The 22,003-nt window shown below is 37.0% G+C and carries 26 protein-coding genes; 7 read left to right on the top strand and 19 right to left on the bottom strand.

The window, feature by feature from the left end; genetic code table 11:
• Window positions 1–15: 15 nt before the first annotated feature.
• The 6 genes from JFU54_RS08375 to JFU54_RS08350 form a co-directional block, all read right to left on the bottom strand.
• Window positions 16–360: a hypothetical protein gene (locus tag JFU54_RS08375; protein ID WP_002015616.1), complete on the bottom strand. Its 345-nt coding sequence runs from the start codon at window positions 358–360 to the stop codon at window positions 16–18.
• A gap of 143 nt (window positions 361–503) precedes the next feature.
• Window positions 504–1,118 (bottom strand): YtpR family tRNA-binding protein, encoded by a 615-nt coding sequence (ytpR, locus tag JFU54_RS08370; protein ID WP_201064217.1) that lies wholly within the window; start codon window positions 1,116–1,118, stop codon window positions 504–506.
• A complete protein-coding gene (locus JFU54_RS08365) occupies window positions 1,115–1,927 on the bottom strand; it encodes a DUF1444 domain-containing protein (RefSeq protein WP_002089043.1) in 813 nt (270 codons plus the stop codon). The genes ytpR and JFU54_RS08365 overlap by 4 nt, the downstream gene beginning before the upstream one ends.
• Before the next feature lie 79 nt (window positions 1,928–2,006).
• The gene (locus JFU54_RS08360) at window positions 2,007–2,321 is read right to left on the bottom strand and encodes a thioredoxin family protein (protein ID WP_193645433.1); all 315 of its coding nucleotides are present in this window, start codon (window positions 2,319–2,321) and stop codon (window positions 2,007–2,009) included.
• An 83-nt stretch (window positions 2,322–2,404) separates the two neighbouring features.
• Window positions 2,405–2,914, bottom strand: coding sequence for a DUF84 family protein (locus JFU54_RS08355; protein WP_002089045.1), 510 nt, complete (start codon window positions 2,912–2,914; stop codon window positions 2,405–2,407).
• Between the two features lie 134 nt (window positions 2,915–3,048).
• A complete protein-coding gene (locus JFU54_RS08350) occupies window positions 3,049–4,122 on the bottom strand; it encodes a M42 family metallopeptidase (protein WP_002089046.1) in 1,074 nt (357 codons plus the stop codon).
• Window positions 4,123–4,270: 148 nt separating this feature from the next.
• Here JFU54_RS08350 and JFU54_RS08345 point away from each other — a divergent pair, with 148 nt between their 5' ends.
• Window positions 4,271–4,582 (top strand): PepSY domain-containing protein, encoded by a 312-nt coding sequence (locus JFU54_RS08345; protein ID WP_002015622.1) that lies wholly within the window; start codon window positions 4,271–4,273, stop codon window positions 4,580–4,582.
• A 128-nt stretch (window positions 4,583–4,710) separates the two neighbouring features.
• Here the strand turns inward: JFU54_RS08345 and JFU54_RS08340 are convergent, their stop codons facing one another.
• Both JFU54_RS08340 and trmB read right to left on the bottom strand, forming a co-directional pair.
• Complete coding sequence (locus JFU54_RS08340) at window positions 4,711–5,565, bottom strand: YtnP family quorum-quenching lactonase (RefSeq protein ID WP_033709506.1); 855 nt, start codon at window positions 5,563–5,565, stop codon at window positions 4,711–4,713.
• A gap of 70 nt (window positions 5,566–5,635) precedes the next feature.
• Window positions 5,636–6,289 carry a tRNA (guanosine(46)-N7)-methyltransferase TrmB gene (trmB, locus tag JFU54_RS08335; RefSeq protein WP_002015624.1) on the bottom strand — a complete coding sequence of 218 codons (654 nt, stop codon included), beginning with the start codon at window positions 6,287–6,289 and terminating at the stop codon, window positions 5,636–5,638.
• 232 nt (window positions 6,290–6,521) lie between these two features.
• Between trmB and JFU54_RS08330 the strand changes: the two genes are divergently transcribed.
• Entirely contained in the window at window positions 6,522–6,800 is a 279-nt protein-coding gene (locus tag JFU54_RS08330; protein WP_063218517.1) for a YtzH-like family protein, read from the top strand.
• A gap of 3 nt (window positions 6,801–6,803) precedes the next feature.
• On the opposite strand, the gene JFU54_RS08325 is transcribed toward JFU54_RS08330, so the two are convergent.
• The 4 genes from JFU54_RS08325 to pepV form a co-directional block, all read right to left on the bottom strand.
• The gene (locus tag JFU54_RS08325; protein ID WP_002034382.1) at window positions 6,804–7,601 is read right to left on the bottom strand and encodes a phosphotransferase family protein; all 798 of its coding nucleotides are present in this window, start codon (window positions 7,599–7,601) and stop codon (window positions 6,804–6,806) included.
• Between the two features lie 245 nt (window positions 7,602–7,846).
• Window positions 7,847–9,988, bottom strand: a complete 2,142-nt coding sequence (gene pulA / locus JFU54_RS08320) for a type I pullulanase (protein ID WP_242489421.1) — start codon at window positions 9,986–9,988, stop codon at window positions 7,847–7,849.
• Window positions 9,989–10,125: 137 nt separating this feature from the next.
• The gene (gene thpR, locus JFU54_RS08315) at window positions 10,126–10,671 is read right to left on the bottom strand and encodes an RNA 2',3'-cyclic phosphodiesterase (protein WP_197219501.1); all 546 of its coding nucleotides are present in this window, start codon (window positions 10,669–10,671) and stop codon (window positions 10,126–10,128) included.
• A gap of 103 nt (window positions 10,672–10,774) precedes the next feature.
• The gene (gene pepV, locus JFU54_RS08310) at window positions 10,775–12,181 is read right to left on the bottom strand and encodes a dipeptidase PepV (protein WP_002034386.1); all 1,407 of its coding nucleotides are present in this window, start codon (window positions 12,179–12,181) and stop codon (window positions 10,775–10,777) included.
• 357 nt (window positions 12,182–12,538) lie between these two features.
• Here pepV and JFU54_RS08305 point away from each other — a divergent pair, with 357 nt between their 5' ends.
• Window positions 12,539–12,760 (top strand): DeoR family transcriptional regulator, encoded by a 222-nt coding sequence (locus JFU54_RS08305; RefSeq protein ID WP_000805512.1) that lies wholly within the window; start codon window positions 12,539–12,541, stop codon window positions 12,758–12,760.
• 82 nt (window positions 12,761–12,842) lie between these two features.
• Here the strand turns inward: JFU54_RS08305 and JFU54_RS08300 are convergent, their stop codons facing one another.
• Complete coding sequence (locus JFU54_RS08300; RefSeq protein WP_201064215.1) at window positions 12,843–13,571, bottom strand: pseudouridine synthase; 729 nt, start codon at window positions 13,569–13,571, stop codon at window positions 12,843–12,845.
• A gap of 41 nt (window positions 13,572–13,612) precedes the next feature.
• Entirely contained in the window at window positions 13,613–15,265 is a 1,653-nt protein-coding gene (locus tag JFU54_RS08295; RefSeq protein WP_002129465.1) for a putative polysaccharide biosynthesis protein, read from the bottom strand.
• Between the two features lie 283 nt (window positions 15,266–15,548).
• Between JFU54_RS08295 and JFU54_RS08290 the strand changes: the two genes are divergently transcribed.
• Together JFU54_RS08290 and JFU54_RS08285 are read left to right on the top strand one after the other, a co-directional pair.
• Window positions 15,549–16,820 carry a BaiN/RdsA family NAD(P)/FAD-dependent oxidoreductase gene (locus tag JFU54_RS08290; protein WP_201064213.1) on the top strand — a complete coding sequence of 424 codons (1,272 nt, stop codon included), beginning with the start codon at window positions 15,549–15,551 and terminating at the stop codon, window positions 16,818–16,820.
• Between the two features lie 212 nt (window positions 16,821–17,032).
• Window positions 17,033–18,472 carry an MDR family MFS transporter gene (locus JFU54_RS08285; RefSeq protein ID WP_002164945.1) on the top strand — a complete coding sequence of 480 codons (1,440 nt, stop codon included), beginning with the start codon at window positions 17,033–17,035 and terminating at the stop codon, window positions 18,470–18,472.
• A 40-nt stretch (window positions 18,473–18,512) separates the two neighbouring features.
• Here the strand turns inward: JFU54_RS08285 and JFU54_RS08280 are convergent, their stop codons facing one another.
• Window positions 18,513–18,836, bottom strand: coding sequence for an ArsR/SmtB family transcription factor (locus tag JFU54_RS08280; RefSeq protein ID WP_002015665.1), 324 nt, complete (start codon window positions 18,834–18,836; stop codon window positions 18,513–18,515).
• On the bottom strand, window positions 18,837–19,268 hold the full coding sequence (locus tag JFU54_RS08275) for an SRPBCC family protein (protein WP_002015664.1): 432 nt from the start codon (window positions 19,266–19,268) through the stop codon (window positions 18,837–18,839).
• 424 nt (window positions 19,269–19,692) lie between these two features.
• Here JFU54_RS08275 and JFU54_RS08270 point away from each other — a divergent pair, with 424 nt between their 5' ends.
• Entirely contained in the window at window positions 19,693–19,920 is a 228-nt protein-coding gene (locus JFU54_RS08270) for a DUF3973 domain-containing protein (protein WP_002129470.1), read from the top strand.
• Between the two features lie 34 nt (window positions 19,921–19,954).
• On the opposite strand, the gene JFU54_RS08265 is transcribed toward JFU54_RS08270, so the two are convergent.
• Window positions 19,955–20,137, bottom strand: coding sequence for a sporulation protein Cse60 (locus tag JFU54_RS08265; protein WP_000621751.1), 183 nt, complete (start codon window positions 20,135–20,137; stop codon window positions 19,955–19,957).
• Between the two features lies 1 nt (window position 20,138).
• Window positions 20,139–20,375 carry a DUF2553 family protein gene (locus tag JFU54_RS08260; protein WP_002089059.1) on the bottom strand — a complete coding sequence of 79 codons (237 nt, stop codon included), beginning with the start codon at window positions 20,373–20,375 and terminating at the stop codon, window positions 20,139–20,141.
• A 281-nt stretch (window positions 20,376–20,656) separates the two neighbouring features.
• Between JFU54_RS08260 and JFU54_RS08255 the strand changes: the two genes are divergently transcribed.
• Window positions 20,657–21,136, top strand: coding sequence for a CarD family transcriptional regulator (locus JFU54_RS08255; protein ID WP_002143447.1), 480 nt, complete (start codon window positions 20,657–20,659; stop codon window positions 21,134–21,136).
• 75 nt (window positions 21,137–21,211) lie between these two features.
• Here JFU54_RS08255 and JFU54_RS08250 read toward each other — a convergent pair whose 3' ends face one another.
• Window positions 21,212–21,997 carry a glucose 1-dehydrogenase gene (locus tag JFU54_RS08250; protein ID WP_002015659.1) on the bottom strand — a complete coding sequence of 262 codons (786 nt, stop codon included), beginning with the start codon at window positions 21,995–21,997 and terminating at the stop codon, window positions 21,212–21,214.
• Window positions 21,998–22,003 lie beyond the last annotated feature (6 nt).

Here is a 22,003-nt window from a genome sequence, read left to right as displayed (position 1 = left end):
GTCTCAAAGTTTTTCTTATAATTGTTTTATAATTTCATCCATATTTCCAATATGAACGGGTTGCCACGTTTCTGTACCACGCTCTGCGGTATAGACTAGATAAGCATCATCAGCTACATTTACGAAAACAGGATCCCCCATATCCGTTTCATATCCGATAACAATCCATTCCTCTTTCCATTTTCCACTTTCTTCACTTATTAATGAATTTTTATGTTTATCATATCGATAACCGATTTGTCCTTTTTCTAATTCATTTTCGCTAAACACATATATTTCATAGGAACCTAGTTCGATATCTTGCTGTTTTGAAGTTTCAATTCGTTTCAGAAGTTCTGCAATTTTTGGTTGTTGTTTCATACGTCTACCCCCTTCTTTTTTCTAAATTTTACCTAATCCATTTTTGAAATACAATATAGATTTTGAGAGGAAACGTTACAATGCTAGGAATTTCGCACAAAAAAATAGCCTCACATATGCGAGACTACTTTTTCTAACATCAATTAAAATTTAAATTCTTGTCCAACTTCAAAGCTATCTTCTAATACAAGAATACCTTTTTCTTCTGGAGCATCTGGAAGCTCTAACTCACGTGCAGAGCAAATCATTCCAGAAGAAGGAACACCGCGAAGTTCAGCTGGTTTAATTAACATACCACTTGGCATTACAGCACCGATTTTTGCAACAACAACTTTTTGTCCTGCATCAACGTTTGGTGCACCACATACGATTTGTAATGTTTCTGTACCGATTTCTACTGTACAAATGTTTAATTTATCAGCATTTGGATGCTTCTCTTTTTCAGCTACATAGCCTACAACAAATTTCGGCGTGAAATCAGCTTCTACTTTTTCTTCAAAGCCATTCTTCGCTAAAATTCCGTTAATTTTTTCAACAAACTCTTTCGTTAATGTAACGTTTCCGTTGTCTGTTACTTCTACATAAGAAGACGCATTAAAGATGTTGAATCCTGCTGTTACGTTGCTTTCACGATCGTATACGCGAGCAACATCTCCTTTACGGTCAAATGTACGGTTTTCTAAAGTAATATCTTTTAAGGTAACAATTAAAGTGTCACCAATTCCTTCAAGGTTGTAAAAAATGTTCACTTCGTTCATCCTTTCTCTTTTCCATCTGTCTTCTTCCGATTCTTCGCTAAAATAAAGATTGGTTCGAAGTCCCCATCTTCATATACGAATGAAAGTGATGTAATCGGAACATGCCCTTCGGCAAAAAATTTCATTGTCATTTGTGCAATAATATCATAACCGATTTCGTTGACGATATCAGCAATAATTAATACATCTTGGTGAGGAACTGCAACAACCATATCACCAGAGATCTTTTCACGCATCGAGTGTAGTAACGATTCGTTTAAAATACGACTCGCATCGTATCCATCATTTGTGTTTAAAAAGTAGAATGTATTACCTGCTACTGTCTCCTGCTTAAATTCATAGCCTAATGAGCGAGCATTAAATAATGCCATTTCACGTACTTGTTCCTCTGTAAGCTCTAATTTTTGCAATAAGCGCTCATCAATTAATCGATACGTTTTATTAGAATCTAGCGCATAGTAAATACGTGTTTCCGCCGTATGGTCCGTCATAATAAACGGATTCCCTTCTTCTGATTGTTTCGGGAAAGAAGTAGAGCGAATAACAGGTAAAATTTTCGCCGTGCTATTTTCTTCTTTATGCATTGCAATTAGCGCTTCTTGTACATAATAAGCGACCTCTTCAATTGCTTTTTCTTTGTTCACTTCCCATTTTGCAACTACTCCTGGAAGTGATACGTTAATACCTTTTTTCGAGTCTGTTTGTTCAATACGAAGAACTTCTTTCTCGCTATCATAATGACAGTCCCATTCTGGTCGAGATAATTTCTTCATTAACTCGTCTTTCATCTTTTTACTTGTCATTTTCATCTCTTTTTCCTCCCTTCCAAAAAAATAACCTCCCCCGCGAAGGTAGAGGTTGTTTTTACAATTCAATTGGCTAATTGTCTTATTTTAAACCTTCAATAAACTCTTCGATTTGCTCTTGTGTTTTACGATCTTTATTTACATAGCGTCCAGTTTCTTCACCTTTATTGTACGCTACAAAGCTTGGAATGCCAAATACGTCTACTTTCACGCATAAATCAATAAATTCATCACGATCTACATAGTAAAATGAGAAATCACTATACTTCTCTTCTACTTCTGGCATAAATGGATCAATGAAACGGCAATCTGGGCACCATTCTGCTGAGAACATGAAGACTACATTCTCTTCATTTTTTAATTCTTGGAATTGTTCCATGCTTTCTAATGATTTCATCTATATTTCCTCCTCTAACGAGTGCACTTTTTCACACTATAATCTTTTCTTTATACTACCATACATCGCGCATGGTGCAAGGTTTATGCTTGCTTTTCATCATACTTATATTGCCCAACAAGTAACTTAACAACGTGTACAAATAATTCCGTTCGGTCGACATAATCATCTGTAAAAATACCGATAGCACCTTCGTGACTACGAATATCTTTTCGCTCTACAAACTCTTCCATCACTTCACTTAGCTCTTTTCCTTCTTCAAGCGGTGCTAAAAAATCGTCTGGTAACTTAATACGTGCCCCGCCCGCAACAAATGTTTTACCTTCAATCGTCGCTAAAGCACCCCAGTTACACATAAATAACCCATGCTCCGTTTTCATAACGCCGCCTTCTAGCCCAATGCCGATATGAGCTGCACCTTCCTGCAATGCTCTCTTCGCTCTATTTACTGCTCCTTGCATCGTCTCTTCATCTGAAAAAGGCTGATTTGCTACTCCTGATGGAACAGAAAGAGATGTAATTTCAGCATCTTCCCAAACCTTCTCCACAGCCCCAACCTTCGTCTTATTCTTCGATCCAACTACTACCTTCATTTCATTCACCTCTATATAAATTCATCATTCTATCCTAATACTAGCCTCGAACACCAACTAGACACTGACCGCTCCCATTCATCGCTGGGTCATCTATTCAACCTAAAAAAAGAAGGGTTTTTCACCCTTCCTCTTTACGCGTTATTCTTAATTGTCTCTAACGTCGTTTTGTCCGTCGCTCTCACAAGCTTCGTAATTAATTCCTTCGCTGCCGCATAATCATCAACATGTAAAATAGAAGCATGTGTATGAATGTAGCGTGCACAAACACCAATTACTGCTGATGGGATACCAGAGTTACTTGTATGCACACGGCCCGCATCTGTACCACCTTGTGAAATAAAGTATTGGTACGGAATGTTATGTGTTTCTGCTGTATCTAAAATGAATTCACGCATTCCTCTATGTGTTACCATTGTACGGTCATAAATACGAAGAAGAGCGCCTTTTCCTAATTGACCGAACTGCGTCTTATCACCAGATGCATCATTTGCTGGACTTGCATCAAGCGCATAGAAAATATCTGGTTGAATCATATTTGCAGCAGTTTGTGCTCCGCGAAGACCTACTTCTTCTTGTACAGTCGCACCAGAGTATAATGTGTTTGGTAATGTTTCATCTTTTAATTCCTTTAGCAATTCGATAGCAAGGCCACATCCATAGCGGTTGTCCCAAGCTTTCGCCATAATTTTCTTTTCATTTGCCATTGGCGTGAATGGGCAGATTGGAACGATTTGTTGCCCTGGCTTTATGCCAATTTCAATCGCATCTTCATAACTATCTGCACCTATATCAATTAACATATTTTTTATATCCATCGGTTTTGCACGTTGCGCATCACTTAATAAATGAGGAGGAATGGAACCAACAACCCCAATAACAGGACCATTCTTCGTCATAACTTGTACACGCTGAGCTAATAGTACTTGGCTCCACCAGCCACCTAACGTTTGAAAACGAAGCATCCCATTTTTCGTAATTTGCGTAACCATGAAACCTACTTCATCCATATGACCTGCTACAAGAACGCGCGGGCCAGTTTCGTCCCCTTTTTTCAGACCAAATACGCTACCTAAACCGTCTTGCACAATCTCATCAGCATATTTGCTTAATTCTTGCTTCATAAAACTGCGCACATCATGTTCAAAACCTGATGCACCTTGTAATTCTGTTAACGTACGAAATAATTGTAATGTCTCTTTATTCACGAAGTCCCCTTCTTTCAAACCTTAGTAGAATACCTCTTTTATTGTAACGAAATTTTCGAAATGTTTCTAGTTTCTTCTTTTTTAGTTGCATTTGCATTATAATTATTATTGGTACACTATTTTTATTTTACAGAATTGAGGTGAATATATGAGCTGGAAAGGTTTAGTCACAGGTCTTGGCGTTGGGTTCGCAGCTGGTTATTTCGTTGCAAACAAAGTACAAGAACAATCCCATATTTCTTCAGAAAAAGCATTGAAAATGGTGAAACAAGCATTAAGTCATAAAGGTGAAATTACTGGCTCTTGGGTACATATGGTTCCGGAGGCATTTGAAAAATATGATGTCGCGTACGAAGTTTATCGCGGCGGTCTTACAACGATGTTAGATGAAATACAAGAACGATTTGAATTTTTAGTTGATGCTAAAACAGGTACTGTTTTAGAGGTTATAGCAGCATAAAAAGAGGTTTCCCATTAGGTGAACCTCTTTTTTTTTAGAATTACCAACAAAAGCTGATAATAACAGCAATACATAATAAGTGGAGATTGTTCCAATAAATATTTTTGGACACCTTCCTCTTATTAATATTAAGCTTCTATATTTGTTTTTCTCTCTATCTTCTCCACTATATGCCCTTCCTCATTCCACTTTACTGCACGGTAATATGCATCATGATAAAAAGTAAACCACGCCTCTTTTTCAGCACCATACTTCATCCACTTTTGTTTATGTTCAATCGATGTCATTGGATAGTCATCGTATGCCATTACCCATAATACATTTTGATGTGCATGCGTCGGTAAAATGTCCGCTAAATGAAGCATCGTTTCACCCTGACTTTCAAGGACGACAACAGCATGTCCATCGCTATGACCACCCGTATGCACCATCTTTATTTCATCCGTAATTTCTACTTCTTGCCTGAACGTAACAATCTTATCAACGATTGGCTCCCAATTTTCCTTCCAATATGTATTACGCGATCTAACATTCGGATTTTTCATTTCATTCCATTCAGTCTCACTTACATAAATCGTTGCGTTCGGAAACGCCGGAACAAGGCGATTTCCCTCCCATTTTGTTAAACCAGATGCATGGTCAAAATGAAGATGCGTCATTAAGACGTAATGAATATCTTCATTATTCAGTCCCAATTTTTCTAAAGATTCCTTAACTGATGATTCTTCTGTTACACCTTGATTCCGCTTCATTTTCTCATTCAATTTACCATTCCCTATCCCTGAATCAATAAGCATGTTTCCTTCTTTCGTTTGTAAGAGTAACGGATCTGTTCGTAAATAAATATGATTTGTATCATTATGTTTATATTTTCGTGACCAAAGTACTTTTGGCACAACTCCAAACATCGCGCCTCCATCTAAATGTGTATTCCCACCTTTTAGCCACGTCACTTTTATATTTCCAATTTGTAACTGTTCCATATCCCATCCCCCTTTTCCATTTAATTTTAACATAATATTCCGATTATTTTTCATATAAAAAACCTATGCATTACTGCATAGGCTCCGTACGATATTTTGCTTCAACTCGATAAATACGATGACCTTTACTAGAAAATTTCTCTTCGTATTCTGTCATAATGTTTCCTTCATAATCACTATTATGAAGATCTAGGCTAAGGTAAGTTAATAACATACCATACTCAGCCATACTCATAATAGAATATTCAAATAAACCTTGGTTATCAGTTTTGAAATGAATTTCTCCGCCATCTACTAACACTTCTTCATAATTGCGTAAAAATGTTTTATACGTTAAACGACGCTTCGTATGACGATTCTTCGGCCATGGATCTGAGAAGTTTAAATAAACGCGGTCAATTTCACCTTTCGCAAAGAAAACTGTTAAATCTTCAGCATCTTTATTAATTAACTTTAAGTTCGGTACTTCTTCTTCAATTAATTTATCAAGTGCATCTACAACAACACTTGTGAATTTTTCAATTCCAATATAGTTAATATGCGGATTTGCTTTTGCCATATCATACATGAAGCGGCCACGTCCTGTACCTACTTCAATATGAATTGGCTGTTCATTTCCAAATATTTCTTTCCAGTTACCAGCGCTCTCCTCTGGGTTTCCAATTACGATATGTGAATACTCATTAATTCGATCCATTGCATAAGGCTTATGTCTTAAACGCATAGATGTCTCCCTCTCTTTACAAAACTATTTTAAAGGAAAAATTCCTTCTTTCTGTTTTAATCAATCTATCAAACAAAAAACCAAGTACGTACGAGCACTCGGTCCGTTTCTTTCAAGTATAAGATGTACCATTTTGATAAAAACTACATAAAGCATTAAACATTCCATGACGAAACAGCTTTTTCTCTTACATTTCTAGGGAGAGAAAAACACTCGAAAGGATGATCCGTTCATGCCAATTAATCAACAGCATCAATTAGAAGTGTTAAAAGATATTTTAGTCAACCATCAAAGTGATTGCTGCGGGACAGTTTCTGAATGCGAGCAATTAGAGCGACTCATTCAATCGTTACTCGCAAACGATAGTATAAGTAGTGACACTAAAGTAATGCTAAACGATGTATATTCTTATAGTCAATCGGGTAAATCTTCCTCTAATTTGGACAACCATATTTCCAATAATCAAGAACAACTTACTCAGTGGATTGCTGGAATGGACAATTTTTCTTAAGTATTATTCTGAAGCAAGTAGTTGCTGTAAATATTGATGCCAATATTTAGCTTCTGCTTGCTGCTTTTTTGTTGTGTGCCATTGCATAGATAAAATCGTTTGTGCTATCACATACCATCTCATACGCCTAAGCAATGATTCATCTAGTTCAATCTCATAATATCCGAGCCACTCACTCCATTCATGGCGCGGAACATACCAATATAATAACATACCAAGATCTAAAGCTGGGTCAGCAATAACAGCCCCATCCCAATCAATTAAAAACAATTCATCTTCGTCCGACAATATCCAATTGTTATGGTTTACATCACAATGGCATACAACGAATTCATTGTACTCAATATCTTTTAATGACTCCGTTAAATATTGAAGACCTTGCTGAATTGTTTCATCAACTCTTATATCTCCTCTTAAAACGAGCTGTAATTGTTGTAATAACTCTTGCGCATGAAGCGGCTGCTTTCCTAGCCTTTGAATCATCTGCACAAGCGCTTTAGAGGAGTGTATTTTCTTCAAAAGTTTCGCAACACGTTCTAGTTTCATATCCTCTGGCTCTAACTTCTGTCCCGGAAGCCATTTTTGAGCAGAAATTACATCACCGTTCGTTACCCTTCTTGTCCAAAGTAATTTTGGAACAATTCCTTCTGCTGACAATACCGCTAAAAAGGGCGATGTATTCCGCTTTAAAAATAACTTTTGTTGTCCGTTTTGCGCAATATATGCATCGCCCGTTACTCCACCAGCCGGTATAAGACTCCACTCTTTTCCTAATAATTGTTCCAACCATTCCATATTCATTACCCGTTAACAAATCCTTATCTTTTATAGTTATGAAAAGAAAAACCGCAACATTTCTACACATGTTGTGGATTCATATATTTTACTGTATTTGAATGAAAAAACTTGGCATAAGCCGAAAACAGGATAAATCACCTGTTCTTCTAGTTTATTTTACAAAATCAATCATAGAATGACAACTTATGAAAATCGTCACCTTTGTCAATTCTACATTTATTACATTCTCATCGTCAAGTAGCGATTTGTCACATTATCGTCAATATATACGTGCTAATTGGAGCCAATTGAAGTTCCTTTCCTCTAAATGAAGAAATTGGCTCTATTTTCGCTTGCTTTTCGTTTACTAACACATGCCACGTTTCTTCTTTTGGAAGCTGCACCGTTTTAGCTTCCAAACCGCTATTAAATAAAACTACAATTTCTTTCCACGGTCCAAATAATTCTACATGCTCTAAGTAGTATGCCAGTACTTCTGTAGATGTTTGCAAAAAAGTCATATGCTTTTTTATAAGGTCTACATTTTGTAATCGGAATGCCCCATGCCCTTTGCGAATCGCAATTAACCCTTTTATATAGTTAACGGTCTCCATCTCTTTCTCTTTTTGATCCCAATCTAATTGATTAATTTCATCATTTGCATTATAGCTATTTTCGTTCCCTTGCTTCGTACGATAAAACTCTTGCCCCGCATGTAAGAAAGGAATCCCTTGTGAAAGAATAACCATTGCAGTTGCTAAACGATGACGCCTTTTCAAAATTTCTTCTGATTCTGGATTACTTTGCACTAGTTTATCCCACATCGTCATATTGTCATGACATTCTACATAGTTGATGCTTTGTACTGGCTCTAGGAACAATCCTGTTTCTTTCATACTTAAAAGGCTACCAGCTACTATATACTGCAAATGATTACAGTCTACATGCCCACCAAATGCAAAGCCACGTTTATTTATATTAAAAGTACTTCCTTTTATTCCATCACGAAATTGATCATTAAACTGTGCGATACATGGCATTTTATTCGCATTATTTAACGTCGCTTTCTCTTCAAGAGGAAGCGGTGTTTGCAAATCCCATCCTTCACCTAATAACAGCGCATCCTGCTTTATTTTTCGTACTTCTTTTTGTAATTCATTCATCGTTTCAACATCTAAAATTCCCATTAAATCAAATCGGAATCCATCAACATTGTATTCAGTAAGCCAATATAAAACAGATTCTATAATAAATTTCCTCATCATTTTCCGTTCAGATGCTATATCATTTCCAACTCCCGTCCCATTAGAAGGCATACCGTCTTCCCCATGACGAAAATAATATCCCGGGACAAGCTTCTCAAATGATGATAATTCTCTTTCATAAACATGATTGTATACAACATCTATAATCACTCGAATGTCGTGATCATGAAATGTTTCAATTAGTTGTTTACACTCTACTATCCTGTTATATGGATCAGAAAGGTTTGTAACATAAAATCCTGTTGGTATATTGTAATATAATGGATTATAGCCCCAATTATATGCGGAAGCAGGATTCACTTCATCTATACCACCAAAACAATGTAAAGGTAATAGTTCAACATGTGTAACGCCTAAATCTTTTATATGAGACAATCCTGTTAATGTCCCATTTCGCCCTACTGTCTCCTCTTCCATTAGCCCTTTATATGTTCCTTTCTTATTCACCCCACTGTTTGGGTGAATAGTAGCGTCACGAATATGCAGTTCATACAATATGGCATCTGTCATTGACTGTAATGGTGATAATTCTACTCGTTTTGTCACATTCGTTTTTTCCAAATCGATAACGACGCCGTATTTTCCATTTATCGTCGCAGACTTTGCATAAGGGTCAACCGCTTCGTTCCATATTAAATTAATACAAACAAGGAATGTATATCGTGCTCCATCATGATCACCTTGTAATGTATGAATCCACACTCCGTTTTCTTCTCTGTACATTTCATAATCAATATATTCTTTATCACTTTTATAAATCCGTACTTTCGCAAGCCTTGCAGTCGGAGCCCATACTTTAAATATTGTTTCTTCTTTTGTATACACAGCACCTAAGTCGGTACCTTCGTAATAATATTTTTCATCGAAAACTACTGTTCGAATCACAGCGCCTATTTGTAAATCTGTTTCTTCATTCCGTTCATCCCGTACTGTATAATATTTCCCCACATCTATCGGCTCTTCTATAAAGCATTCATACTTCGTTGCATCTGGAAGAGCAATAGTATGAACAATCGGTAACTCTTTCACATTGCTTCCTTCTTGTAAACGAAATGTCCGGCTTGTTCCATACGCATGCGGGAGCAAAATTGTAATTTTATTCATTTCATCTAAATAGGCATCAAATGGACGTTTTACTTTCAACATAAAAAATCACCATCATTCTTAAAGTTAAAATGAAACGAGCTGCAAATGATAAGGATTTTCTTATCAGCGAAGCTCTATACAGTAACACATTATTCCCTATAGTATATTCACCTGTATAAAAAACGTTTTCATACATTCTATTTTTGTAGTTTTATTTCAGTAATCGATTTATACTTCGGCGTTTCCTTAACGTGAGATTCATACAAAGTAATCGTATCTGCTTGAAATGATGTTACAGGTAACTCTTTTACATTTGTCAGATCAAACACTTTTTCTCCTACCCATTTACGCGCAACAGTAATATGTGGATGATAAGGACGTGTATCTAGAGAGAAGCCATTTTCTTCACAAATTGTATGCACTTGCTTTTGTAAAGTAAACAAATCTTGATTATCACTTATCCCCGCCCAAAATATACGCGGCTGGTCCACCTGTCCGAATGTAGAAAGTCCTTGTAACGTGAACGATAATTCCGTTTTTTCTGTAAGTGTTTGTAATCCATTCTTTATTCCTTCTAACTGTTCCTCTGTCGCACTTCCTAAAAATGAAAGGGTAATATGATAGTCTTCTTCATGTACCCACGAGCGAAATGGTAATTCACCCTTCATTTCCTCTTTATAATTAGAAAGAATTTCTTTTATATGACGTGGTAAAGTTACTGCGACAAAATAATGCGGCACCATCTACATCGTCTCCTTTATGTTATTGTTGCTTTTCTTCCTTATCTCATTCAGCTAAAAAGAATCCGCCCTCTAAAGTAGAGAGCGGTCATTATTTAAATATCTTTTATTTCGCTAATTCATGAATTGCCTGAGCATAAATCGCTGTCGCTTTTAATAAATCTTCAATTTCAATGTACTCATCTTTTTGATGCGCAAGTTCTTCTTTTCCTGGGAATAACGGGCCAAATGCAACACCAGCTTTCAATGAACGAGCATAAGTACCACCGCCAATTGCTAACAATTCAGCTTTTTCACCAGTTTGTTCTTCATATACACGTTGCAAAGTACGAATTAACGTATGATCTTTGTCAACGTGATGCGGGCGAGAGTTAGAATAATCCGCTACTTCAAATCCATGAGTACCAACATATTCTTTTAACTTTGCAATTGTTTCTTCAAAGTTAGTTGTAACTGGATAGCGTACATTTAATCCTAAATTACCACCGTTTTCTTGCGAGTAAGACAGGCGACCAACATTCACTGTTAACGGCCCGCTAATATCGTCTTTATAAGAAATACCAGCTTTTTCTCCCATAATATCACCTGTAAATGTTTCTGTTACAAACGAGGCAAATGAAGCCCCTTTTCCATCAAGAGAAACTTTCGTTAAGAAGTTTACCAATAATAAACCTGCATTTTCTCCCTTTTCCGGAGTAGATCCGTGAGCTGAAATCCCTTTGATTTGCAACGTCACCGTCTTTCCTTCTACAATTGCTTTACCTATTTTTTTAGCAGTTTGTAAATACTCTTCATATGCTACTGTAAGTGTATTTACATCTTCTCCTGTAATAACTGCTTCTGCAAAATCAGGAACCATATTTAAACGACGACCTGACTCAAATGAAATAAGCTTAAATGTGCCTTCTTTCTCTTCGCCACCACTTTGCACAACTTGTATGTCAGAAATTCCTTTTTCCGCATTAATAATCGGAAAATCTGCATCCGGCGCAAAACCAATTGTTGGCATTTCTTCATTTTTAAAATAATGATCTACACACTTCCAATTACTTTCCTCATCTGTTCCTAAAATCATACGAACACGTTTTGAAAGAGGTAAGCCTAATTCTTTAACGATTTTCATCGCATAATAAGCTGCCATCGTCGGCCCTTTATCATCAATTGCACCGCGTGCAAAAATCTTCCCGTCGCGAATATCCGCACTATACGCAGGCGTTGTCCAGCCATCTCCTTCTGGTACAACATCAACGTGACAAAGAATACCTACTAATTCTTCTCCTTGTCCCATTTCAAGATGACCTGCATATCCTTCTAAATTTTTAGAACAGAAACCTTCTGCTTCTCCTTTATGTAACATGAAAGATAAGGCTTTTTCTACACCTTCACCAAATGGTGCGCCCTCTTTCGCAGATTCTTCTTCCCATACACTTTTAATTTGTAAAAATTTTTGTGTATCACGAATTAAATCATCTTTTCGTTTTGTAACTTCTTCTGTCCAATTAATCGTCGACATCACACATCCATCCTTCACTATATTGTCTCTTTCATCATAGCAAACGAAAATCTCTTGTGCCATACATGAAAACCTAATAACGGACAATTGTAATATTTCAGATATTTCTTATTAGTTTTTCTTTTATTTTTTCAAAAAAATTTGCAGGAATTTGGCGTTTTACGTAGAAATTTATGAGTTAGTTGACTGACCAGACATACAATGTCAACTACCAATATTTTTCTATATGAATATTTGTTAAACTTTTGTAAAATTTAAGTAGATTAAAGCATGAATTTTATCATGTAGAGTACAATGGTAGTAACGACCTTCTTTCCTGAATGGGGTCAAAAAAACTAGTAGAGGAGCGGTTTTCTCTTGAAACCTACAACTACTCGTATGCTAACACGCATTAAATCGATTTATATGTACATCAATGAAAACGGTACGGTAACAACGAAAGACCTTGTAGATGAGTTCGGGATCACACCGCGAACAATACAACGTGATCTAAATGTGTTGCAGTTTAATGAACTCGTGTATAGCCCTTGCCGCGGCAAGTGGACAACGACAGGAAAGAAAGTGAGAATGACCTCATAATAAAAAATAATTGTATGTAAATAAATACATACCCCTTTCTAACTCATTAGAAAGGGGTCTTTTCTATGCTCTGAAATTGGCGTTACTTTTCGTTATCTACTTGATACGTCTTTAACATTTCTACTTCTTCATCTGTTAATTCACGATATTGCCCAAGTTCTAACTCTTCATCTAACATTAAAGGTCCCATCTCTGTTCTCTTTAAATAAACTACTTTTTTCCCTACCGCTTCAAACATACGCTTCACTTGATGGAATTTTCCTTCTGTAATAACGAGTTCAATCTCAGAAATATTATCACTTTTTAAAATTGTAAGTTCGCCTGGCTTCGTTTCATAGCCATCTTCTAAAATAACACCTTTAGCGAATTCTATTACATCCTCTTCCGTTACAACACCTGAAATGTGTGCATAATATTTTTTCGGCACATGCTTTTTCGGAGATAATAGTTGATGCGTTAACTTCCCATCATTTGTGATTAATAAGAAACCTTCTGTATCAATATCGAGCCTTCCAACAGGGAATGGATCGAAAATCGCATCTTCTAATTCTAATAAATCTATTACTGTTTCGTGGTTATCATCTTCTGTCGCTGAAATAACACCTTGTGGTTTATGCATCATTAAATAAACAAACTCTTTATATTCCACAACTTCACCGTGAATCATAACCTCTTGCTCTTCTACGTTCACATGAAACTTCGCATCTTTCACTGGCGTTCCATCAATCTTCACAACGCCGTCTTTCAGTAATTTCTTTACTTCTTTTCTACTTCCGTGTCCCATATTCGCTAATAATTTATCTAATCTCATGTTCTTCACCTTCTTTATTTATCATAGAAAAGGGGACGTATTTACGCCCCTTTTGATTTCAACTTTATTTTGAATCTACTACCAAGTTTACGCTGGATTTTCTCTAAAGCTTCTCCGCCAAATACTCTTTCTAGTACTCCTGTGCGAATCGCTAACAATCCGTAAACAAGACCACCAATACCTGCACAAATCGCAACTGTAATAAGAGCACCAATACGGCCATCAGGCGAAATCATGAAGGATAGAAGCCATTGTGATAGTTTTACAGCAATAACCATTACAAGTGTTAAGACTGCAATTTGGAATGTTCTCTTATATACAACACCAAATGAATAGTGTGCGTGTTTTTTAATTTGTCTATTCGTATACCATACGGAAGCTAAGAAGCCGACTGCAGTAGCCAAAATCGCCCCAACTGTACCGAAATAACGAATAAAGATTACGTTACATGCAAATTTCAAAATAACACCCATCACAAGCGCAACAATCGCATGTTTCTGCTGGTTAATCCCTTGCAGAATTGCTGCTGTTACTGTGAATAAAGCGAATAACAATGCAACTGGCGCATACCACATTAATACTTGTCCACCTAGTGGGTCTGAATCGTAGAAAGCAGTGTAAATCGGATATGCAAGTGTAGAAATACCGACAACTGCTGGCAATGTTAAAAACATATTCGCCTGGAATGTTTGTGTAATTTGTAATTTCAAATAACGGTATTGCTTTTCAGTAAACGACTTTGTAATCGCTGGCACGAGCGTTAAACTAAACGCTGTTGCAAGTGATACTGGAATCATAATTAATTTATGCGTCCACATCGTGAAAATACCGAGTGCTCGCTCTGCGATATCTCCTTGACCAATCGCCTGCATAATAGAGTTAAATGTCAATGTATCAATTTGTTGATATAAAGGAATTGTTAATCCAATTACAACGTAAGGGATTGCATATGCAAACAACTCTTTAAACAATTGAGCGGTACTTACCGTCGATTCTGGTACAGTTTGCTCAATTAAATATTGATCCAAATATTTTTTACGTTTTAACCAGTACCAAATTAATACGCCAAGTGCTCCAACTGCTGAAACGAACGCAGCGAATGTCGCAACCCCAACTGCCGTTGCTACTGTACCGCCAAGTACTTTAATAACGATGAAACTACCCGCTAATAAAAAGACGATACGAATAATTTGCTCAATAATTTGTGAAACCGTAGTCGGTCCCATCGATTGGTGGCCTTGGAAATAACCACGAATCAAACTTGCTGCCGGCACAACAATAAGCGCAAAACTTACGAGGCGAATAATCGTCGTAACTTCTTCTATCTTATTTTGTAAACTTTGTTTACCAAGCATTGCTTCTGCAAATAATGGTGCGGTCATGTACAGTACTAAGAAGGAAAGAACTCCTGTTACTATCATCATAACCATTCCCGAGCGGAACATTCTCCGGCTCGTTTTATAATCTCCAAGTGCATTATATTTGGAAACAAACTTAGAAACAGCAAGCGGCACTCCTGCCGTTGCGATACTTAAAAATATCGTATATGGAATGTATCCATATGTATAGAGCGTTCCGCCTTCTGTGCCTACTAATGCATGAAACGGAAAAACGTAAATCATGCCTAAGAACTTTACTAAAAATGTCCCTAACGTCACAATAAGCGTTCCGCGCAGAAATTTTGAATCGGACATACGAAAATCCTCCTACATCTACATAAAGTGAAACTATAATTAGTGGGAGACTCTCCTCCTACTAACCATTCAAGCATTTACAGGCTGCTTTAACTCCCTCTTTACTTCTCCAAAATCTTAAGGTAGTAGTCTTATTGCCCATAAATAGCAGGATAATGCTGAACTCTAACTTTTGTATTGTACCACAATTCTCCTCTTAAGCAGTACTTCACTCTATTTTTCTTTTAAGGGAAAACATGCTATTCTTTTAGGCAGGAAATGTAGAAAATGAGGTCGATATATTATGCATTATGATGTTATTGTCATCGGCGGCGGTCCTTCAGGGCTAATGGCTGCAATCGGTGCTGCTGAAGAAGGCGCAAGCGTCTTACTTCTTGATAAAGGAAATAAACTAGGACGTAAACTTGCGATTTCTGGTGGTGGTCGTTGTAACGTAACGAACCGTCTACCACTTGATGAAATCGTTAAACATATACCTGGAAATGGTCGCTTCTTATACAGTGCTTTTTCTATTTTCAGTAATGAAGATATTATTACATTCTTCGAAAATCTCGGTGTACAACTGAAAGAAGAGGATCATGGCCGCATGTTCCCAGTATCAAATAAAGCGCAATCTGTTGTAGATGCACTGTTAACACGATTAAAAGACTTAGGTGTGAAAATACGTACGAATACGCCTGTCGAAACGATTGAGTATGAAAACGGTCAAACGAAGGCTGTTATTCTGCAAACAGGTGAAGTGTTAGAAACGAATCACGTCGTTATCGCTGTTGGCGGAAAATCTGTTCCTCAAACTGGTTCTACTGGAGACGGATACGCTTGGGCTGAAAAAGCTGGGCATACAATTACAGAACTTTTCCCAACAGAAGTACCAATTCTTTCAAACGAACCGTTTATTCGTGACCGCACATTACAAGGTCTTGCTTTACGAGATGTAAACTTAAGTGTATTAAACCCGAAAGGAAAAGTTATCATTTCTCATAAAATGGACATGCTTTTCACTCACTTCGGCCTATCTGGTCCTGCTGCTCTTCGCTGTAGCCAATTCGTTGTGAAAGCGATGAAAAAGTTTAAAACGAACACAGTGCACATGAGTATCGATGCATTGCCAGAAGAAAATAGTGAGCAACTGTTCCAGCGCATGCTGAAACAAATGAAAGAAGATCCGAAAAAAGGAATTAAAAACGTTTTAAAAGGCTATGTTCCTGAACGTTACTTCCTATTCTTATTAGAAAAAAATGAAATTGACGGTAGCGAACAAGCTGGACAAGTTTCTCATGAGAAGATTCGCGCACTTGTGAAAGATTTTAAAGAATTTACCGTCCATGTAAATGGTACGCAGTCACTTGAAAAAGCATTCGTTACTGGCGGAGGGGTATCCGTTAAAGAAATTAACCCGAAAGAAATGGCTTCGAAATTCACGAATGGTTTATACTTCTGTGGAGAAGTTCTTGATATTCACGGTTATACTGGCGGCTATAACATTACATCTGCCCTTGTTACTGGCCGAATTGCCGGAACAACAGCAGGACAAAATTCAAAAATGCAATATTAAAGAAGAAACAGGGACTCCTGTTTCTTTTTTTAGTATGTTGAAATAGCAAAGTAATACACGAAATTATATCGGCGATACTTTAAATATGTCGACCGTTTCTTCAAAAATATCCCTTCCTCCTAACTTCCCATTGCTTTTTTGTTGCTTTATATACCTTAGTACCTTTATATTTTATATTGTTGAATATTCGAAAAAGGGTAAGGGGAAAACAAATGAGAAAAAAAGTCATGATGTCTTTAATGCTAATGACGTTTCTTTCTGCGGTAGAAGGAACGATTGTTAGTACAGCGATCCCTCGTATAACGAGTGATTTGTCAGGTGTCGAACTTGTTAGTTGGGTATATGCAATCTATATGCTTGCAACAGCTGTTTCGACTCCAATATACGGAAAGCTAGCTGATTTATTCGGCCGTAAAAAAGTTCTGCTCATCGGAGCAACAATCTTCTTAATCGGTTCTGCACTTTGCGGAGTCGTTACATCAATGGAACAATTAATCTTCTTCCGTGCTCTTCAAGGTATAGGGGCTGGTGCTGTTATGCCGATCACAATGACGATTATTGGAGATCTATATAGCGAAGCTAAAGACCGCGCGAAAGCACAAGGCTGGATGAGTGCCGTTTGGGGTGTATCTGGTGTTATTGGGCCGTTAGTAGGTGGATTTTTAGTCGATTCTCTTTCTTGGCGCTATATTTTCTTCTTAAACGTTCCTTTTGGAATTATCGCTTGCTTAATGTTTGCCACTTCTTATAAGGAATCTGTTAAGTCCGCCGCTAAGCAACATATCGACTATCTTGGTGCGACAGTTTTCTCATTAAGTACAATTGCTTTACTATACGCATTATTAACAGGTAGCAGTAAGCAAAACTGGGGAGACATTTCAATTATCGGCCTATTAATCTTTGCCGCTGTTTCATTCATTATTTTCTTATACATCGAGAAAAAGTCTCCGGAGCCATTAATTCCGCTAGCACTTTTCTCTAACCGTACATTATCTACAATAAACATACTAACACTTATTGCTGGCGCAATGATTATTAGTATTACAGTGTATCTTCCAATTTGGAGCCAAGGTGTTTTAGGAAAAAATGCGACAGAGGCTGGACTCATTTTAATGCCGATTCCTGTTATGTGGACATTCGGTGCTATGTTCTCCGGTAACTTAGTTGGCAAGTTACAAACGAAACAAATTATTTTACTTGGAGCTAGCATTTTATCAGTTGCTACTTTCTTATTATTTACATTATCAACAGATTCACCATCATTCCTTATTTATGTTGCAGTCGGATTATTCGGCTTAGGAATGGGGCTTGTTACACCAATTTACATGGTAACAATTCAAGCAGCTGTACCGGCCCATACGCGCGGAACGGCAGTTGGTTTAAATACATTTATTAATACATTTAGTCAAACACTAGGAGCTGCAATCTTCGGAACGATCTTCAATACGATGATTCATGCACGTGGCATTAAAAACCTTGATCTTGTATCTGGCGGACACGGCGGAACTACAGCAAACGTGGTAACCGAGTCACAATCCGCATTAGCATCAAGTGTACACGTCATTTATATGAGCACTTTCGTATTAGCGGTATTCACATTAATTATCGCTTGGATCCTATTAAAGCCAGCTAAACAAACAAGTGAACAATAAAAAAAGGATGACCATTTTGGTCATCCTTTTTGCATAAAATCTACTCTTCATTCTCCACAATATGTTTAAGCACGGACAATTTATTATCCCAAAATCGTTCATAGTACGAGAGCCACTGCTGTAATTCCTCTAATGGTTCTGGGTGCAAACGATATATCTTCTCTCTTCCACTCTTTCTTCCACTCACTAAATTCGCTTCTGAAAGAATATGAAGGTGCTTTACAACTGCAGTACGGCTCATCGGAAAATGATCCGTTATTTTTGAAATTGGTAACTCTTTATCACTTAATAATCGTAACACTTCTCGGCGGGTTGGATCAGCAATTGCTTGAAATACATCATATTTCGCTGCTGACGAGGACACTTAACCTTCAACAACCTTTTTCAGTTTTTCATTTACAATCGCTACCCAGCCACCATTCATTCTATCGCGAATAATAGAGCTCTTCGCATTCGCTTTCGGAAGGATTTCATCAGGATGTTTCCAGCCGCCGTGAATTAACGTAAATTCTGTTTTATTATCTCCTAGGTCTTTCAAATTAAATGAAACAACCCAGCCATCTGTGTCCCATGAGAAAGATAAATAATTCGGCTCATCAATCTCTAACACTTTACATGGTGATGGTCCGAAAGGTGATTGCACATGAAACTCATGTCCTACCGCCAATTCGAAATCATTTGGCATAAACCATGACGCAATTCCTTCTGCAGTCGATACTACATTCCATACTTTTTGAATAGGCGCGTTAAAAACGATTGTTTGTTTAATATCATTTAATGTATTTTGTTGTTCCATTTTATATCTCCTTTATTCGGCATTAAAATATAACACCTTTTAGTTTCACATTAACAATATAACACCTTTTGGTTTCATGTCAAGAAAGACTCTTTTTCACTGTTGAGAAATTCTCAACATTTTTTCAACAGGACAAACACCCTCTCACCATTCCTTCATAATATACTCACAAAGGCAATGAAAAATAGAAAATTCCCTCAATATGAAACTCTATCACTCCTATTGAGAGAAGCGCCTAACTTATCTCATCTGTACTTCGTCTCTCCTCCTTCCCTCGGGGACAATACGCGAGATATGTAAAAATCAGAAGGAGTATGCCCGCCATTTGGGTAGGTAGTTATTTCTCTTCTCCTCAACATTTCCTTAGGAGCGAAATGACTACCGACCCACTTTTTCAAACAAAAATAAAAAGGAGATGAAAGCTATGTTCTATTGCATTAACTGTTCTGAAATTCACCATGAAAAACACCCGAATGATAAAGTTTTTAAAAACGGTTTTTATATTGATCCATTTTTAGGTGATCGTTATCACCTTGGTATGTGTACAGATGCCCAAAACCATGAAACAGGGGCGCCTCTTTTAGCGACAAAGAAATTAGGCACAACTCAATCTATTATGAACGTATTACCGACACATGTTGTCCCAACATAAAACATAAAAAAGAGCTGGCTCACCCAGCTCTTTTTTATGCTTTATAAACGATCATTGCTGAAAAACAATAAATTTGGTTTTCGTCATCGTTAATAGAAACACCGACTTGGTACTTAATATCTACAAAGTTACTATCATCAATTTTTTTCAAAAATACATTTACAGCGTCTTCTAAGTCTTTTTCATGACTTTCATCAAACACTTTCACACGAATCATGTTAACACCATCCTAGATCGCAGCCCTCCGCCGCTTGTTTATTGCCACGGTGCGTATCTATGATGCGATAAAACTTTCCATCTTCATATATATATCCGTCTTCTAACACATATTGTTTATCTTCAGTATAGACATAAAACTTACCTATCATAAACTTACTCGTATATAATTCCAAATAATCTTGCCTAAATTTAGCTACAACTTTATTTGTAATATCAATTCTAATTGTGCGCCCCACCTTCTCTCCCTCCCTTGCAAAGAACGGATTTAGGTATATTGTATTAGCGATTTTATATTTTATGCTTAAAAATAAGTGGATATGCCCTCTTTCTGCGCCTGTACTATTTTTCTAAAAAAATTCCCCCTATTTATTCAACTTATAAGAGCAAAAAAACAAACAAAAAAAACGACTTTTATATATTGACTACAGTATATCAGATGTGATATTATATAAAATTTGACATTTTTATCCTAGTATGTTATCATTAAAAGTAGTTACCACATACGGAGGTGGATGATTTGTTTCAAATTGGTGATAAAATCGTTTATCCAATGCACGGTGCAGGAATCATCGAAGCAATTGAAGAGAAAGAAATATTAGGCACTACGCGTCAATATTGTGTTATACGCATCATTAGTAAAGATATGCAAGTAATGCTTCCGATAAATCAATTACAAAAATCAGGTATACGTTATATCGTCGATAAAGGTACGTTAGATGGTATACTTCTTGAATTTCATCATGGGGAATCAGACCCCTCACTCTCTTGGAAACAAAGATATACAATGAATATGGAAAAAATGAAGAACGGCAATCTTCAAGATAGTGCAGAAGTTGTTCGTGATTTACTTCGTCGCAATAAAGAAAGAGCATTAAATGCGAGCGAAAAACAAATGCTAGATAATGCGCGTAAAATGGTTATTAGTGAAGTTGCGCTCGTACAGAATGTTTCAGAACATCAAGCAACAGAATTTCTTCAAGATACAATCAATCATTAATTTTAAAAATAGCCGACCGCTATTTTTTTTTTGCGTAAAAAAGGCCAAAGAGTTAAATCCCTTTGGCCTTTCATATTACCCACGCCCCGCTTGAAACGATGGGTATAAAGTCATTCCACCATCTGCAAATAACGTAATTCCAGTTACGTAACTTGCCTCTGCTGAAGCAAGCCACGTTGCTACTGCTGCGATTTCTTCAGGTTTTCCAATGTACCCCATTGGAATCATACTTTCTACGTCGTCACGTTTTTTCGGGTCAGCAAATTTTTCAGCATTAATTGGCGTATTAATTGCACCAGGACCAATATTATTTACCCGAATACCTTTTGGTGCATATTCTAACGCTAACGTTTCTGTCATAAGCTTAATCCCTCCCTTACTAGCCGCATAATGCACAAATAATGGCCACGGGATTTTCTCATGAACACTAGACATATTAATAACCGAACCTTTAATATCGTGTTCCACAAAATATTTAATCGCTTCACGACTTCCTAAAAAAGCACCTGTTAAATTTGTATGAATTACTTTATTCCAATCCTCTAACGGCATTTCATGCGACGGTACCGCGTTTTCTATCCCTGCATTATTAATCATAACGTCGAGCGTACCAAACTCTTTCACAGCAGATTGAATGAGATTCACAACATCTGCCTCAACCGTCACATCACCTTTTACAGCAATCGCTTCTCCACCTACCTTTTTTATTTCTTCTAATACATCGTTCGCTTCTGACTCTCTTGAGCGATAGTTAATAACAACTTTCGCCTTCTCTTTAGCAAATCTTACTCCCATGGCTCTTCCAAGACCAGTTGCTGATCCTGTAATAACGACGACTTTCCCTTCTAAATCGCTATACATTTTAAT

Source organism: Bacillus sp. TH19 (assembly GCF_016651075.1).
GTDB classification, from domain to species: Bacteria; Bacillota; Bacilli; order Bacillales; family Bacillaceae_G; genus Bacillus_A; species Bacillus_A mycoides.
Note: the sequence above shows the minus strand (reverse complement) of the source record. Positions and strands in the feature narration are given on the sequence as shown.

What these genes read in the sequence shown, in the direction of transcription:
- JFU54_RS08375 (WP_002015616.1), bottom strand. Translation starts at nt 360, where the DNA reads ATGAAACAACAACCAAAAATTGCAGAACTTCTGAAACGAATTGAAACT.
- ytpR (WP_201064217.1), bottom strand. Translation starts at nt 1,118, where the DNA reads ATGAACGAAGTGAACATTTTTTACAACCTTGAAGGAATTGGTGACACT.
- JFU54_RS08365 (WP_002089043.1), bottom strand. Translation starts at nt 1,927, where the DNA reads ATGAAAATGACAAGTAAAAAGATGAAAGACGAGTTAATGAAGAAATTA.
- JFU54_RS08360 (WP_193645433.1), bottom strand. Translation starts at nt 2,321, where the DNA reads ATGAAATCATTAGAAAGCATGGAACAATTCCAAGAATTAAAAAATGAA.
- JFU54_RS08355 (WP_002089045.1), bottom strand. Translation starts at nt 2,914, where the DNA reads ATGAAGGTAGTAGTTGGATCGAAGAATAAGACGAAGGTTGGGGCTGTG.
- JFU54_RS08345 (WP_002015622.1), top strand. Translation starts at nt 4,271, where the DNA reads ATGAGCTGGAAAGGTTTAGTCACAGGTCTTGGCGTTGGGTTCGCAGCT.
- JFU54_RS08340 (WP_033709506.1), bottom strand. Translation starts at nt 5,565, where the DNA reads ATGGAACAGTTACAAATTGGAAATATAAAAGTGACGTGGCTAAAAGGT.
- trmB (WP_002015624.1), bottom strand. Translation starts at nt 6,289, where the DNA reads ATGCGTTTAAGACATAAGCCTTATGCAATGGATCGAATTAATGAGTAT.
- JFU54_RS08330 (WP_063218517.1), top strand. Translation starts at nt 6,522, where the DNA reads ATGCCAATTAATCAACAGCATCAATTAGAAGTGTTAAAAGATATTTTA.
- JFU54_RS08325 (WP_002034382.1), bottom strand. Translation starts at nt 7,601, where the DNA reads ATGAATATGGAATGGTTGGAACAATTATTAGGAAAAGAGTGGAGTCTT.
- pulA (WP_242489421.1), bottom strand. Translation starts at nt 9,988, where the DNA reads ATGTTGAAAGTAAAACGTCCATTTGATGCCTATTTAGATGAAATGAAT.
- thpR (WP_197219501.1), bottom strand. Translation starts at nt 10,671, where the DNA reads ATGGTGCCGCATTATTTTGTCGCAGTAACTTTACCACGTCATATAAAA.
- pepV (WP_002034386.1), bottom strand. Translation starts at nt 12,181, where the DNA reads ATGTCGACGATTAATTGGACAGAAGAAGTTACAAAACGAAAAGATGAT.
- JFU54_RS08300 (WP_201064215.1), bottom strand. Translation starts at nt 13,571, where the DNA reads ATGAGATTAGATAAATTATTAGCGAATATGGGACACGGAAGTAGAAAA.
- JFU54_RS08295 (WP_002129465.1), bottom strand. Translation starts at nt 15,265, where the DNA reads ATGTCCGATTCAAAATTTCTGCGCGGAACGCTTATTGTGACGTTAGGG.
- JFU54_RS08290 (WP_201064213.1), top strand. Translation starts at nt 15,549, where the DNA reads ATGCATTATGATGTTATTGTCATCGGCGGCGGTCCTTCAGGGCTAATG.
- JFU54_RS08285 (WP_002164945.1), top strand. Translation starts at nt 17,033, where the DNA reads ATGAGAAAAAAAGTCATGATGTCTTTAATGCTAATGACGTTTCTTTCT.
- JFU54_RS08275 (WP_002015664.1), bottom strand. Translation starts at nt 19,268, where the DNA reads ATGGAACAACAAAATACATTAAATGATATTAAACAAACAATCGTTTTT.
- JFU54_RS08270 (WP_002129470.1), top strand. Translation starts at nt 19,693, where the DNA reads ATGTTCTATTGCATTAACTGTTCTGAAATTCACCATGAAAAACACCCG.
- JFU54_RS08265 (WP_000621751.1), bottom strand. Translation starts at nt 20,137, where the DNA reads ATGATTCGTGTGAAAGTGTTTGATGAAAGTCATGAAAAAGACTTAGAA.
- JFU54_RS08250 (WP_002015659.1), bottom strand. Translation starts at nt 21,997, where the DNA reads ATGTATAGCGATTTAGAAGGGAAAGTCGTCGTTATTACAGGATCAGCA.